General features: G+C 32.9%; 12 protein-coding genes, 1 pseudogene and 1 other annotated feature (1 of these 14 running past the window's edge). Of the genes and pseudogenes, 3 read left to right on the top strand and 10 right to left on the bottom strand.

Annotated elements, in window-relative coordinates:
- Window positions 1–68: 68 nt before the first annotated feature.
- Window positions 69–1,310, bottom strand: coding sequence for an esterase/lipase family protein (locus NLJ82_RS12360; protein ID WP_000517053.1), 1,242 nt, complete (start codon window positions 1,308–1,310; stop codon window positions 69–71).
- A gap of 253 nt (window positions 1,311–1,563) precedes the next feature.
- On the opposite strand from NLJ82_RS12360, the gene NLJ82_RS12355 reads away from it, so the two are divergent.
- Window positions 1,564–1,905 carry a DUF3914 domain-containing protein gene (locus NLJ82_RS12355; protein WP_001167179.1) on the top strand — a complete coding sequence of 114 codons (342 nt, stop codon included), beginning with the start codon at window positions 1,564–1,566 and terminating at the stop codon, window positions 1,903–1,905.
- Between the two features lie 74 nt (window positions 1,906–1,979).
- On the opposite strand, the gene NLJ82_RS12350 is transcribed toward NLJ82_RS12355, so the two are convergent.
- The 5 genes and pseudogenes from NLJ82_RS12350 to abc-f all read right to left on the bottom strand — a co-directional run bounded on the left by NLJ82_RS12350 (window position 1,980) and on the right by abc-f (window position 7,424).
- Complete coding sequence (locus tag NLJ82_RS12350; RefSeq protein WP_000722813.1) at window positions 1,980–2,651, bottom strand: lipoprotein BA_5634 family protein; 672 nt, start codon at window positions 2,649–2,651, stop codon at window positions 1,980–1,982.
- 66 nt (window positions 2,652–2,717) lie between these two features.
- On the bottom strand, window positions 2,718–4,649 hold the full coding sequence (locus NLJ82_RS12345) for an FtsX-like permease family protein (RefSeq protein WP_000144174.1): 1,932 nt from the start codon (window positions 4,647–4,649) through the stop codon (window positions 2,718–2,720).
- Window positions 4,624–5,394, bottom strand: coding sequence for an ABC transporter ATP-binding protein (locus NLJ82_RS12340; RefSeq protein WP_000404258.1), 771 nt, complete (start codon window positions 5,392–5,394; stop codon window positions 4,624–4,626). The genes NLJ82_RS12345 and NLJ82_RS12340 overlap by 26 nt, the downstream gene beginning before the upstream one ends.
- A gap of 282 nt (window positions 5,395–5,676) precedes the next feature.
- Window positions 5,677–5,775 (bottom strand): annotated as a pseudogene (locus NLJ82_RS28770) (acetyltransferase); the annotation flags it as partial.
- Between the two features lie 20 nt (window positions 5,776–5,795).
- Window positions 5,796–7,424 (bottom strand): ribosomal protection-like ABC-F family protein, encoded by a 1,629-nt coding sequence (gene abc-f, locus NLJ82_RS12335; RefSeq protein ID WP_000661375.1) that lies wholly within the window; start codon window positions 7,422–7,424, stop codon window positions 5,796–5,798.
- Window positions 7,425–7,956: 532 nt separating this feature from the next.
- On the opposite strand from abc-f, the gene NLJ82_RS12330 reads away from it, so the two are divergent.
- Window positions 7,957–8,583, top strand: coding sequence for a DUF6518 family protein (locus NLJ82_RS12330; RefSeq protein WP_000376253.1), 627 nt, complete (start codon window positions 7,957–7,959; stop codon window positions 8,581–8,583).
- Between the two features lie 297 nt (window positions 8,584–8,880).
- Here NLJ82_RS12330 and NLJ82_RS12325 read toward each other — a convergent pair whose 3' ends face one another.
- The 3 genes from NLJ82_RS12325 to NLJ82_RS12315 form a co-directional block, all read right to left on the bottom strand.
- The gene (locus NLJ82_RS12325; RefSeq protein ID WP_001992193.1) at window positions 8,881–9,864 is read right to left on the bottom strand and encodes a sensor histidine kinase; all 984 of its coding nucleotides are present in this window, start codon (window positions 9,862–9,864) and stop codon (window positions 8,881–8,883) included.
- A complete protein-coding gene (locus NLJ82_RS12320) occupies window positions 9,861–10,568 on the bottom strand; it encodes a response regulator transcription factor (RefSeq protein WP_000238971.1) in 708 nt (235 codons plus the stop codon). The genes NLJ82_RS12325 and NLJ82_RS12320 overlap by 4 nt, the downstream gene beginning before the upstream one ends.
- A gap of 126 nt (window positions 10,569–10,694) precedes the next feature.
- Window positions 10,695–11,609, bottom strand: a complete 915-nt coding sequence (locus NLJ82_RS12315) for an acetamidase/formamidase family protein (protein WP_000285748.1) — start codon at window positions 11,607–11,609, stop codon at window positions 10,695–10,697.
- A 155-nt stretch (window positions 11,610–11,764) separates the two neighbouring features.
- On the opposite strand from NLJ82_RS12315, the gene NLJ82_RS12310 reads away from it, so the two are divergent.
- Window positions 11,765–12,193, top strand: coding sequence for a cell wall hydrolase (locus tag NLJ82_RS12310; RefSeq protein WP_001128419.1), 429 nt, complete (start codon window positions 11,765–11,767; stop codon window positions 12,191–12,193).
- Between the two features lie 47 nt (window positions 12,194–12,240).
- Here the strand turns inward: NLJ82_RS12310 and lysS are convergent, their stop codons facing one another.
- Window positions 12,241–13,794, bottom strand: coding sequence for a lysine--tRNA ligase (gene lysS, locus NLJ82_RS12305; RefSeq protein ID WP_000558604.1), 1,554 nt, complete (start codon window positions 13,792–13,794; stop codon window positions 12,241–12,243).
- 83 nt (window positions 13,795–13,877) lie between these two features.
- Window positions 13,878–14,079, bottom strand: a binding site (T-box leader) (it continues 55 nt past the right edge of the window).

The raw sequence follows: 14,079 nt of genomic DNA, 5'->3' as shown, positions 1-14,079 counted from the left end.
CTACCAAATCCCTCTTTCAATATAATATAAAGCGCCCTCGAATTCCATCGAGAGCGCTTTATTATTACCTATTTCGGTAAACGTGATAGCTTTTCAGCAATTGTTCTATAAAACTCTTGAATGTTAGAAAAACCTAACGTGTCTGAAATACTTAATCCTACCATGTCGAGATGGTCCCAATTTGCTTTCGTTTCGATATGATTCCATTTCCCAATCTGTAATGACTCATTATTATTTACGGTAGCATTAGAAGAAGGTGCAATCATAGAACTAGTATTTACTACACCATCATTTTGCCACCAAGTAGTATCAATTAATGGACGATTTTCTTCATACCTTGCATAGGAACCTAAGAAAAATGCATTCCCCATTAACACTTTATTCATCGTTATATGAGGCAAATGTAAACCTGTTATAGGTGCCGCTTGTGATGCATGTCCACTATAGGATAAGTAATACACATTTGGTTGCGTCTTTACCCAATTATTTAACTCCTTTGCACCATCTGTACTTAAATCCCATTGACTTATATCTTTTGTATTTTTCCAAAGTGAACTATTTAGAATACGATTACTGTATTGGAAAAAGGACTCTCCAACATTTTTCTTTATGTCCCATTGATCCAATTTAAAATCATATAGTGATAAATTATCGTTTCCTCCAAAACTTGCAGCTGTAATGAGTAAATCTTTAACGAACGGTAGTAGAAGACTACCATCCGCAAGTGTTGTACCGTTGTGAGGAGTTGCTAATGTTGTAACACTATGAACATATGATTTCTCGCCCTCAAATAATGGTGATATTTTGGTGTTTGGGTGATTTTTCACATAATTTTTTTCTTCAAAACTGCCTTCTTTTAATAGCTGTACTAATGTTCTAATCGTTTGTCCACCCATGCTATGTCCGACTAAATGTACTTTATTTGTTTCACTCCAACTCGGCATGAAACCACTATAAGTTCTTCCAAAACGATTATGTCCATGTTTCTCAGCATGTGCGGCACCGTAGTCTACTGTTCCACCGTTAATTTGGGCATATAATTCACATGCACGGTCCCAGTTACTAGAAACTGGTCCAACAGCTGCAGTATGAACTGTATAACCATTACGTTTCAAATCTTCTTGTATATCATGAACACCCCCCCAATATTTAACCCCTAGCATTTCCTCTCTACCCCATCCGGCAAACCCATTTACTAAAATGATCGGATAATTATTTTGTTGACTCTCTTCAGCATATGTTATTTTCGCTACCAATGAACAAACAGCCACTAATGCAAAAAAACATATTTTTAAAAATAACTTCCCCATATTTCCTCCCCCTGATAAAACGTTTACATTTTTCACTTTACAGCATGCTTTAATAACTTAAACATAATGTAAAGTATTTTATATACGTTGTATATATAGAAAACATATACAAATGTTGATAAATATTTACTTTTTACAATACAACTTGTAAATCTGTTTATTCGAATTTATAATTAGATATAGTTTCCTCATGTTAAAAAGATTTAAAAACCATAAGAAAACTAATCTCATTGCTTCAAAAGGAGGAAAAATCATGCAAATCAGATCAAATATTCATACATTATCTCAACCTACTAAAATAACTCCGTCTAATCTTGAGCATAATACTATCTCTTCTACTAAACTTGAAGATAAAAAATCAAATGATCCCATCAAATTTGATATTCGTTCATCTGAAAAAGAGATGAAACAACCTGAGCATAAATTTAATGAATTAGATTTATGGAAGATGCTAAAAGATAAAGGTGTTCCTTTATGGATTATACTTGAAATGCTACAAAAGGCTCGTAAAGAAAAAGAAGCACAAAATAATTCAGTTCAAAATTCAAATGCAATTGAAGAAACAAGTGAGACTCGATTAAATGAAGTAATGTAATTTATGTTATATGAATGCTCTAAAGTAAAAAGAGTTCGAGATTGATAAAATTTCTATCAACCTCGAACTCTTTTTTAAGATTTTTCTCCAATCGTTACAAACTGAAATGATACTTCCCCTTGATGATCTTTAATTAACTTTTCTACTTTTACTTTTTCATTTATTAATGTATTATCTGTTGACATTTTAGGTTTTTCATCACCTAAAGACTTGTTCAGGTGGAGAAGATGCATTTTCGTTTCATTTGCTTTTAATTCTTTATACACACTATCTTTTGCTACAATTACATACGCTTGTGTTGGATATTTACGAGTGTTACCTATCCAAGCATCACTACCGTATTTAACAGCAAACTCCTTTCCTTCTAATTCAATACTTTTTAAATTTTTTTCATCTTCTTGTGCCAACAAAATCGAGCCTTCTTTTGGTAACTTAGGTAACGTATCTATAGGTCTAAATTTGGATCCATTCTCTCTTTCACGAAAAATCTTTGTTTTAATCAATGCTTGTGCTGTAGATTCATTTAAAATTAAAACTTGTCCATTTCCAAATGTACCCGTTTTCACAGAAAACACTTCATTTTCTTTCGTGATTTCCTGATAACGATTCATAATTGATAAAGTATTATTTTTATCTCCAATGATTAATACACCGTTAGCTGGAAATCTGTTTTCATTTTTAGAGCATGCACTTAAACTTATTAACATTAATATACTTAAAATGAAAATAGATAATATTTTCTTCATCACAGTTCCTTTCATAACTCAAATTGTTTTTACATGCTTTTATGCAGTCTTACTTACTCATATTCCCTACTGTTCCATAGTTTTATAAAGCTTTTGTAAATAACGCCAACGAGTTATATAGAAATATAAAACTTGTATACAGATAAATGAAATTAAAATTACAATAGAACTATTTAAAATAGAAAAATCGACTAATTGTTGCAATGCCATATAAGCAACCACTGTGTGTATTACTGCAATGGTAATCGGTAAAAAGAACATTAATAATAACTGTCTCGTTACAACTTTTTTCAACTCTCGCTTACTTAATCCCATTTTCGAAATCATTTTATATTGTTGTTGATCCCGATCCAAATCAGTATATAACCGGAAGTAAATAAAACTAGCGGCAAATGTGAAGAAGACGATTCCAACTAAAACACTTGCCATAAGTAATAATCCATTCGTTTGTTTTGCCTCTAACAAGCTTAAAGTCAAAGCTTGAAAATAGAAATTACCTTCTCTTCCATCTGCATTGAATATACTATTTAATTGATTTGAAATTTCTTTCGTCTTTATCCAGTCATCTACAACAAATCCGTATGTACGATGTTGAATAACTACATCATCTTGATTGATATTAAAAGGAATACCATCATATACACGATCTTGAACTGCGATAAAAATACCGCTAGTATCATGTGGTAAAACTAAATTTTCTACAGCTTTTTTCACACGAAATGTCTTTATCCAATCTCCTTCAATGACTTCAATATTCTTTTTATAATCACCATTTTTAAATTCTTGTTTTTGTGATACCATTCCAGGGATTAGTAATATTTCATCTTCTTTTTCAATTGTTTCTTGTTGATACCCTAGCGCTCTCGCAAGTTCGTTATATTCACTTAATTTCATTACATATACATTACTTTCTGTATATTTATAAGAAGATGAAGCTGTTCGATATGGAATATTCGCATCAGCAAGATGTTTTTTTATAATAGAGAGATGTTTATCCACCACTTTGTCTTTTTCAGGACCTATATAAAGAAACGTATATGGGTTTGTCATTCTTACCAATTCTTTATTCCCAATAGCAGCTGTAGTTCCAATTGCTGTAAAAGCAACTGCTGAAATAATAGACACTATAAAAAACATAGTTGCATTGTCTTTCATACGGTAAATTAATTCTGAAAACGTTAATATATTTGTTCTCTTTAAAAAGAAAAATTCACTCCTTTTCGCAAGATGCAATATATAAACGCTACATTGTGTATATAAAAAGTACGTTCCTATAATTACTAAGAGCACACCCATTACGAGCATGATAAAACTATGATTTTGAATAAAGCGAAATACTGAAATATATCCATACCCTATACTAATTAAAGAAAGTAACGATAATACTATTGAAGCTTTCGGTTCAGGCTTTGGCTTTTCTCCAGCTTGAATAAGTTCCACAAGTTCGGTTACTTTAACCGTTTTAAATGTAACTAACGAAACGATTAAAAATAAGACAAGAAACGTGAAAACTGTTAATAATACAGCCTGCACTGGTATATAAAAAGGTAAACCATTACTAATCATTAATACACTGGCACTGATTAGTAAAACTAGTTTAGAAAATATGAGGCCAATAAGGATCCCAATACAAATCGAACCAAGTCCGATTAACATATTTTCAATTAACAATAGCTGCTTAAGCTGTCTCATTGACATACCTTGCATCATTAAAATGCCAAATTCTTTCTTACGCGTTTTTAAAAACGAGCTCACTGAATATAAAATAAAGAAAAATGAAAAGACAAAAATCAAACCTTGGGATATTTGAAATCCTAATGTACCAAATGTACTTATTGTTTTACTTGTCGATTTCAACTCCCCCTGTAAATCAGGATGGAATAATAAAAGGGCATATGTAAAGAAAATCATAATCGAAAATGCACTACTTAAAAAATGGGCAGCATATGTACGCTTATTTCGAAAAATATTATTAAATGCGAACTGACGAAAAGTCATGCCTTTTCCCTCCTAACAAAGAAAGGACATCCATAATCTTTTGATAAAACGCTTGCCTGCTTTCACCGCAATAAATTTCGTTATATAGTTGACCATCTTTAATAAAGATTACTCGGCTGCAAAAACTAGCTGCATACGGATCATGTGTAACTAACATCATCGTTGCCTTTTCTTCCTTATTAAGCGTATCCAGCATCTCCATTACATCATTTGAAGATTTAGAGTCTAAATTCCCGGTCGGTTCATCAGCAAGTAATAATTGCGGCTTATGAACAATTGCACGAGCAATTGCTGTTCTTTGAGCTTGTCCCCCTGAAATTTCAAACGTTCTTTTACTTAATATATCTGTAATATTTAATTTCTCTGCAATTTCTTCTACTCGTTTATTCATTTCTTGCACAGAAACACCATCTAATGTCATCGGTAATACGATATTTTCCTTCACTGTAAGCGTACTAAGTAAATTAAATGATTGGAATACAAATCCTAATTGTTTTCTACGGAATAAAGCCAAATCTTCAGATGACAACTGGAAAGGATTCGTACCATTTATTACTATTTCTCCCGATGTTGGAGAGTCGATAGTAGATACCATATTTAATAACGTTGTTTTCCCGCTACCAGATGGCCCCATGATCCCTATAAATTCACCTTCTTGAATTGATAAATCAATATCTACTAATGCTTTAAAAGGTATTTTCCCTTTATATACTTTACTAATATTTTTCGCATGTAAAATTTCCATTTCTATTCTCCCTTCATTTGCACTTCTCACAATAGAGTGTAAATGAATTCTCTTATAGCTCATATTGATTCATCTTTCATTTATCTTACACGCTTGTAAGATTTCTAAAAAAACTGATAATAACACTATTTACAAATTAAAATTAACGCATAACTATCTTATAATAATTGTATAGTGGTAGGAAATACAATCTCCTATCTTTATTATACGAAAAAGAAAAGACCGATAATGGTCTTTTCCTTCCCAAAGTTATATTTTTAACTTACGCCTTTAATTGAAATGTATTTGATAAATACTCTCTGCATCTTTGACCGTAAACTCTTGTAGGTATAGATCTCCACAATCTATTCTAAATAACTTAGTCAAACTCTCTTCTCCCATGTTAATCCCCCTTACTTACATTAAAGCTCCTTAATCTGCTTCGTAAGTTCCATAAATCGTTCATCCAGAGCTTTATATTCTTTATCTTTAGAAGTTAAAAAGCTTAATTTCCCTAATACTTCTTGTCTTTCTGTTTCTAATGTTAAACGTAGCTCTTCGATTTCGTCTCTTGTTTTCGTAGGTTCTTCGAGCTGCTTTTGTATTGTATTGTTTACAAACACAAGCTTTGTATTAGTTGTTTTCTCCAGAAAATATCGATCGTGAGAAACGATAACGAGCGTTCCGTTATACTCAGCTAATGTATTTTCAAGCTGTTCACGTGAAGGAAGATCAAGGTGATTCGTAGGTTCATCTAAAATAAGTACATCTTTTTCATCTAAAATATAAACCATTAGCTTACATTTTACTCGTTCACCCATACTCATATATCGAATCGGCTCTTTCCATTGGGAAGATTCAAACCCTAAATGTTTCATTAAATTTTGGACTTTTCCTCTTTCTTCAAACGTCTCTTTGAAAAATAAATCTTCTGGTGTTTTTTCCAGCGGTAAATCAAATACTTCTTGTGTTAAATAACCGATGTTTGCTGAAGGTGAAATCCATACTTCTCCTTCAGCAGTTTCGTTTCCCATAATCATCTTCAGTAAAGTTGTTTTCCCGCTACCGTTTGGTCCAACAATCGCAATCTTCTCACCGTGTTGAATTGTAAAATTAACGTTTTCAAATAATATTCGATTATTAAATTCTTTCCGCAATTGTTTTACTTCTAAGAAACGTTTCCCTACTTTTTTACTCGCTTGAATAGAAAATTCAACCGAATAATCTTCTTTCACACGTTCAACTTTCGTTTTCTCAAGCTCTTTTTCAAGACGTTTTCGTTTCGATTTTACTTGCGCATCCATTCGCTTCGCCTTTACACGATAAAACTCTTTCACACCTTCTTGTTTTGTGGACTGCGCATGTGCCTTTTGTGACCATGAGCTTAATTCTTTTATATGAGTTTCTACTTGTTCTATCTTCTTTTGTTGTTTTTCATATTCACGCTGCTGCGTCATTCTTTTATGCTCACGTGCTTTCATATAACTCGTATAATTCCCGCTATGATCAATTAATTTCTTATCCTCAATTGACCATATTCTAGTCGCGACAACATCTAAAAAATATCGATCATGCGATACGACGATAACTGTACCTTTCATATTTTTTATTTGTTTAATAAGAAATTCCGTACTCATCTCATCTAAATGATTTGTCGGTTCGTCTAATATTAAGACATTAGGATTTTCAGCAAATCCTTTTGCTAATCGAACTTTTAGCTTTTCACCACCACTTAAAGTAAGGAAATCATTCGTTGGCACGCCCCATTTCGCAAGAAGTTCTGCTTCTTTTGCAATTATATCCTTACTAACAAAAGATTCTTTTTCTTGTTCAACATATGCTGTTGTCATGTTCATTTGCATCCATTCAACAGTACCTTTTGAAGGCTCAATCTTCCCATTTATTAATTGAAGTAACGTTGATTTACCGGCACCATTTTTACCAATTAATCCGATAACATCCCCTTGTTTTACTGTCACATTCATTTTCTCTAACAACATATTTTCCTTTATTTCAACATAAACATCATTTAATTTTAATAGTTCTTTCATAATACCGATCCCTTTCGTTAAAGGGAGAATAAAAAAATCCTCCCAAATAAATTTGGCAGGATTAGTCGTTAAAATATTTATACCCAAATAAGCTATTGCGCAACATAAATAGCAATACCGTTGTATGGAAATTGGGCAGACTAATCCTATTTTTTAGAAATTGAAATGTATTGAATTTCAACATTTAAAAATAAGATTAGTTAATCATCGTCCACCCATCATTCCTTTCCGTCGTTAATAACCATATTGTACCATACTAGTACTGTATGAGTAAATGTAATTATATGTGCTGTTAAAAAGATTGCTTTCTTTTAGATTTATTTATCATTCCTTAACTTCATGTTGAATAAGCACAAATTACATTGATTGTAATACGTCCTTTAGGTTTCCCCAGCAATACATTTTATATAAAAACAAAATCTTATTCGTTATCCAATAACCACTTATTGTTTTTCGATAAATTTTTGTTGATTATCCCCTTGTAATAAGCTATTATATCTTTACAGAAAATATTAATGTAAGGATTGAATTTATGGACAGGACATTAGAAATCACAAAGTTAAATATGTTTGTAAGGGTTTTTATCCTCCCGATTATAGTAGGGATACTTGTTGGTATACTAACGAAATTGGGGCAAGGTATACTTCCAGGAAATTGGCATTCATTAGCTAACTTAGGAAGCGTTTGGTTAGTTCCATCCTTTTTCGTGGCTAGCCTTAGTTATTCTAAGCGTACAGCTATGCTTTCTGGTATCCTTACACTACTCGGTATGGTATTAGGCTATTATGGTTATGCAATAGTTATTAAAAATGTAGCTCACTCTATTTATTTTATATCTGTATGGATTGTATGTGCATGTATAGGAGGAACGATCTTTGGAATTGCAGGTTTTCTATGGAAAGATACTACAAATCCACTTCATAAATTCGGAAGCGCACTTTTAAGTGGAGTTTTTGTAACAGACGGACTTCACATTCTATTAAACTTTGAAGATTACAGTCACATGTTACCTGTTGGATATACGGAAGTGATAGTCGGAATTATCTTGATTCTTGTATTAGAACGCTCTAATGCTTATCGTGTGTCTTCTTTCTTAATGATGATTCCTATCACTTTTTTAGGATTAATTGGGTATAAATTATTAAGTTTGTTTACTTAATTACAATACTGTATCATGAAAAAACAAAAGACTAATTGTATTATAGTCCACAAAACATATCACGTATTCGAACATTATACTTATACATAGGATAGGATCCATGAAGCTATCTCTTTCAAAGGGGTGGCTTTTTTCTTACAAAAATATTTATCAGCTTTTTATTAAATCCTTCAAATTTAACAATCGTATTTATTAGTGTGTCATTATACATACTAATATTACGTTTTACCATTTCATATAACCGCAAAAAAAGGCTAAAAAACTTATTTCCAACGCTCTTTAGCCTAGATCACTTATTTATACATTATAAAATTTAATTCGTACAACCGTACCTTTACCAACTTCTGAATGGATTTCTACACTATGTCCTAATTGCTTCGTAATTTCATATACGAGATATAGCCCCATTCCAGTTGATTCTTTAAAATCTCTACCATTTTCTCCTGTAAAGAAAGGTTTAAACACTCTCGGCAAATCTTGCTTCGGTATGCCTACACCGTTATCAGCAATTTCAAGTATAACATTATTACCTTCCTTACAAGCTTTCACTTTAATCTTCTCTCGACTACCAGATGAATATTTAATCGCATTTGATAGTATTTGTCCAATTAAAAATTGTAACCATTTCGCATCACTTTCTACTGTAATGTCCTTATCAATTTTAAGCTCTGGATATACAAAATTCCGGATAAAGAAGCGTTTATGTTCATGCACAGAATCATTCACTATTTTATGTAATTGTACTCTTTCCACATAAAAATCTTGTGTAAATGCTTCTAAACGTGCGACATACAGTGCCATCTCTAGACCCTTTTTCAGCCTATCTGTTTCCTCATTTATACTTTCAAAACGTGGATCCACTTCATCCTGTGTAATTAATTCTATTACAGATAAAGGTGTTTTCATTTGATGAATCCACTGATTCATAAAAGTTAAATGATCATTATTTTTTCTTTCTTGTATGTGGAGCTGATTTTGATAATGGCGATATTGTACCTCAAGTAAGTCTTGAAGCGCAGCAGATATAGCTGCAAAATCAGATTTTTGAACAGATTCATCTAAAGATTGCATCGGGTTTGCTAATCGTTCATAGAAAGTACGATGAGTAAAGTAACGAAGTACTAAATAGCCTACCATAAAAAAGGCACCTAAAAACATTGCATACAATGCCGTCGCGATATGCTTATGCCCATCAAACCAATATACGAGAAATATGGATAATAGTTGGATGACTGTAAAACAAATAAGAGGTATATGATCACGTATAAACAGCCTTATCATTTTTCCTTACCAGTATCCCAAGTAATATGCAATCTATATCCAACACTACGAATCGTTTCAATCGCATCCTCAATCTGTAACGTTTTCAACTTTTTTCGCACACGTGTTGTATTTACACTCAATGTATTATCATCAACATAGGATTCGCTATCCCATAATTTATTTAATAGTACTTCTCTACTCACAACACGCGGATAATTTTTCATTAACATTTCTAATAAAATAGCTTCATTTCTCGTTACATCAATTTCTTGATTCTTAAGCTTCAATACAAGCCTTTCAGGATATAAACAAAGACCATGTTGCTCAACCATCCGTTCTTCTACTTTCGGTGCATAATCTCCGTAAGCACGCCTTAAATGACTTCGAATTTTAGCCATTACAACTTCGTAATGGAATGGCTTTGAAATGAAATCATCGCCACCGTTTTCTAGCGCCATAACTTGATCCATCGTACCTTCACGAGCTGAAATAAATAATATCGGACATGTAGAAACTCCGCGAATTTGACGACACCAATAGTAACCATCAAAACTCGGTAAATTAATATCTAATAAAACTAACTCTGGTTGTTCTTCTAAAAAAATATTTAATACATTATGAAAATCCGATACAATAATCCCTTCATACCCATATTTCGCAACATGTGTTGATAATAGTTCTGCAATTTTCATATCGTCTTCTACAATCATAATTTTAACCATGTGTTTACTCCTTTTTCGATCCACAATCTTATATTCAATTATATAAAATAAATACTACCTTTTTTTATATAATCCGTAAATCAAAAAAGATACTTTTATACAAAATCATCCTTCTTCTATCATTTCTTATTTAATATGGAATTCACTCATAGTAAACCCCAATTTCTCCACATAATTCATCTCTAATTCCATTCGAGCAGTCTTCAGCGGGTCAACCACTTGACAAACTTTTAAATCACCGGCAGCTGATAATAAAAGCGTGGCATCAGCTTTAGACATTTCTAATTCTTCATGTAAAAATGTCACCATATTACGTACAGCACGATTCGCTGCATCATCTAACAATTTCTCTGAAGCAAGCGTCATTATTTTTTCTTTTTGAATAGCCATTGGTAATGGCCATTTCTTTCCTTTTATAATCTGAACTGTTACCGTCACCTCACCAGCAACCTCTACTCCATTAACCCCAATTTCACCATCGCCCATCGCTGCGTGTAAATCACCTAATGCTAATAGAGCACCAGGAACATTTACAGGTAATAATAATGTTGTCCCTTCTTTTATCTCTTTACAATCCATATTCCCACCGTGATCATGCGGTGTGCCACATGAAATGCTCTCTTCTTTCGGCGCAGTACCAATTACACCGATCATTGGATTAATCGGGATTTGTAGTTCATTTGAAAACAAAACATGTTCATTATGTACTGAGACAATTTTCACTGTATTTTCATGTAGCTCTTCACCCATTACACCAAGATTTGCACCTGTAGTTAAAACGCCTTTCTCTGCAATTTTTATCTTTTCAATCGTAACAACTAATATATCACCAGGTTCTGCACCATTAATATATACCGGACCAGTCGCTGGATTAATCCGGTTCCAATCTAACTCTTGAAACACAACATCTTCAGAATCAATTTGATTTTCAAAGCAATCATATGTTTCAAATATAAGGCGACTCCCAATTTCCACTTCCATACATGGTTTATTTTCTGGTGACATTGCGTAAATGATATGTTCTTTCTGAATTCGATACATATTATCTCTCCTCTTTATATTTGTCTACAATTACTAATTAGCTTTTTTCATAAAAGCTCCTTTTAATAATTAATAAATTTACATATAGAAAAGCACTTAGCTTATTTTCATACATACACTCTTTACTATAACAGGTAAAGAAAGGTGGTATCACTATGCCCCTTATTCCATATAACGAAAGCGATGTTGATTTACTAGCTCGTTTAATGCGTGCTGAAGCTGAAGGCGAAGGTCGACAAGGTGAACAACTTGTTGGCTGCGTTGTAGTAAATCGTGTATTTTGTGATTGTTTAGACTTTAAACAACTCCGTACCGTACGTGACGCTGTGTATCAAAGCCCTGGTGGATTCGAAGCTGTGCAATACGGATATTTTTATCAACGGGCTCGTGAATCAGAAAAAGAAATCGCACGAAAAGTTTTACAAGGTGAGTGGCGCTGGCCAGCAAGATGGGCTCTTTGGTATTTCCGTCCAGTTGGAGCTTGTCCGCCTGAGTGGTATAATCAGCCGTTTGTAGGACAGTTTAAAAGTCATTGTTTTTATGAACCTAGTGGTGACGAATGTCCGAAATTGTATTCACGGTAGTAAAATTTGGAACGCAAGTACTTAGCTGAGTACTTGCGTTGCTTTTTTTAGAAATCTAATAATTCGATAAATTTTTCGATACCTACAACATGTATTAATAACGGTATACGAGGGCCACTGGACTGATTCATAATAAGCCTATAAATTATAATAAATAATTGTTTTTGATTTTCTTTCATTATTTTTTTATTTTCATGATGATAAAGCGCGTACAATTGTTCCATTAAGTTAGAGTAATCTTTGTTAGAACGAAATATGTTGCAGACTTCTACTAGCCGTTCTTTCTGTCTTTCATTTAATGTGTTGTAAAACTCTGTATTTCTCTCTTGATTTACCGCAATTAATTTTTCAGATTGAAAGTTTCTTATCCAATATTCTGCACGATTACATATCGCAATCATAGCATCTAATGCATAACTTCTATCTATTTCATCTAATGTACCTTGTAAAATAGATGAATCAAAATTTAATAGCGGCAATATTCCTGCTACTTGATTAAATTTCGGATATTCTTTAAATCCGCTATCTACTCTAGAAAGCTTAATTGCATCAAATAAATCTTCATTTTTGAGCGTTTTATTCTCATAACTATCTTTCAATCGTTCATATTCTGTATAATTGCGAATTACATCTTCATCAAGACCGATATGAAACGCTGCGTCTGGCCTATATTTTGCAAACATAAATAGAATCACTTCGGGCAAATACACTTTTAGCAACTCGCTAGGTGTAATACTATTCCCTGAGGAACTAGACATTTTTTCATGATGCCCTTTAGTTCCAATAAAATCGTAAGCAATATAATGAGGCGCTTCACGATTGAATATTTTTCTCGCAATTTCTTTTGATACATTATAACTACCCGTTTCTGATGAATGATCTCTTCCGCCCGGCTCAAAAACAACATCCTCTATCATCCATCTCATCGGCCAATCGATTTTCCAATTCAGTTTCATTTCATTTGTATTTAATACCGATAATTCAGTTTGATTTCCGCATTCACATTCATACCGAACTGTTTTTAATACTTCATCAAAATGTGTAATCGTTGTCGCATCTTTCCCGCATTTCTCACAATATAATGTAACCGGATAAAAGCCCTCTCGCTCTTCTTCACTACACTCTCCCGTTTTAAAACTCATTAAAATATCATATATTTCTTTTCTTTTATATAAAGCCTCCAATATGTTTTTGTTATATCTTCCACTTCTATATTCAGCATGTTGATATATGAATTCCACTTCAATCCCAAATACTTGAAGCGATTCCTCAAACTCTTTTTCAAAATGCTCGGCATATGAATTATGACATCCATACGGATCTGGTATATCACAGTATGGCATTCCGATATACTTTACAAAAGATGAATCAACATTTTTAGGGACTTTTCTAAATCTGTCGTAATCATCCCATGAAAATATAAAACGAGTCTTTTTCCCTAAATCTTGAAGCGCCCTTACAACAAAATAAGTCGTTACGATTTCACGAAAGTTCCCAATATGAACAGCACCAGATGGACTAATTCCAGATGCGCAAACAAAAGTTTCTTTGTTTGGATGTTTTCTAATTAATTCGTGTGCTACTTCATACGCCCAATGCATATACTACTCACCTCAATTATATTTTTGTTCTCACATTTTCATTTTTTTGCACTAAAAAAACTCCCACCCCCAAGATTATTCATCTTGAGGACGAGAGTTATTAGCTTCGTGGTACCACCTCAGTTTGTTAATATGTCGCCATATTAACCTCTTCAGGTACGGCAAAATATGCTTATACCCTATCTCTATAACGGGAGATCCCGTCGCACCATCCCTAAATAAATTAGTTCCTTGCGCAGCTCCAAGTCTTTTTTCATTAAGATGTATACTGCTCTTTCTCAGCTA

It is taken from the genome of Bacillus paranthracis (assembly GCF_024296885.1).
GTDB classification, from domain to species: Bacteria; Bacillota; Bacilli; order Bacillales; family Bacillaceae_G; genus Bacillus_A; species Bacillus_A paranthracis.
This window is presented reverse-complemented; position numbering and strand designations above follow the sequence as displayed.

Coding starts and splice junctions, on each gene's coding strand:
- NLJ82_RS12310 (WP_001128419.1), top strand. CDS start 11,765: ATGCCCCTTATTCCATATAACGAAAGCGATGTTGATTTACTAGCTCGT.
- NLJ82_RS12360 (WP_000517053.1), bottom strand. CDS start 1,310: ATGGGGAAGTTATTTTTAAAAATATGTTTTTTTGCATTAGTGGCTGTT.
- NLJ82_RS12320 (WP_000238971.1), bottom strand. CDS start 10,568: ATGGTTAAAATTATGATTGTAGAAGACGATATGAAAATTGCAGAACTA.
- NLJ82_RS12345 (WP_000144174.1), bottom strand. CDS start 4,649: ATGACTTTTCGTCAGTTCGCATTTAATAATATTTTTCGAAATAAGCGT.
- NLJ82_RS12315 (WP_000285748.1), bottom strand. CDS start 11,609: ATGTATCGAATTCAGAAAGAACATATCATTTACGCAATGTCACCAGAA.
- NLJ82_RS12325 (WP_001992193.1), bottom strand. CDS start 9,864: ATGATAAGGCTGTTTATACGTGATCATATACCTCTTATTTGTTTTACA.
- lysS (WP_000558604.1), bottom strand. CDS start 13,794: ATGCATTGGGCGTATGAAGTAGCACACGAATTAATTAGAAAACATCCA.
- NLJ82_RS12350 (WP_000722813.1), bottom strand. CDS start 2,651: ATGAAGAAAATATTATCTATTTTCATTTTAAGTATATTAATGTTAATA.
- abc-f (WP_000661375.1), bottom strand. CDS start 7,424: ATGAAAGAACTATTAAAATTAAATGATGTTTATGTTGAAATAAAGGAA.
- NLJ82_RS12340 (WP_000404258.1), bottom strand. CDS start 5,394: ATGGAAATTTTACATGCGAAAAATATTAGTAAAGTATATAAAGGGAAA.
- NLJ82_RS12330 (WP_000376253.1), top strand. CDS start 7,957: ATGGACAGGACATTAGAAATCACAAAGTTAAATATGTTTGTAAGGGTT.
- NLJ82_RS12355 (WP_001167179.1), top strand. CDS start 1,564: ATGCAAATCAGATCAAATATTCATACATTATCTCAACCTACTAAAATA.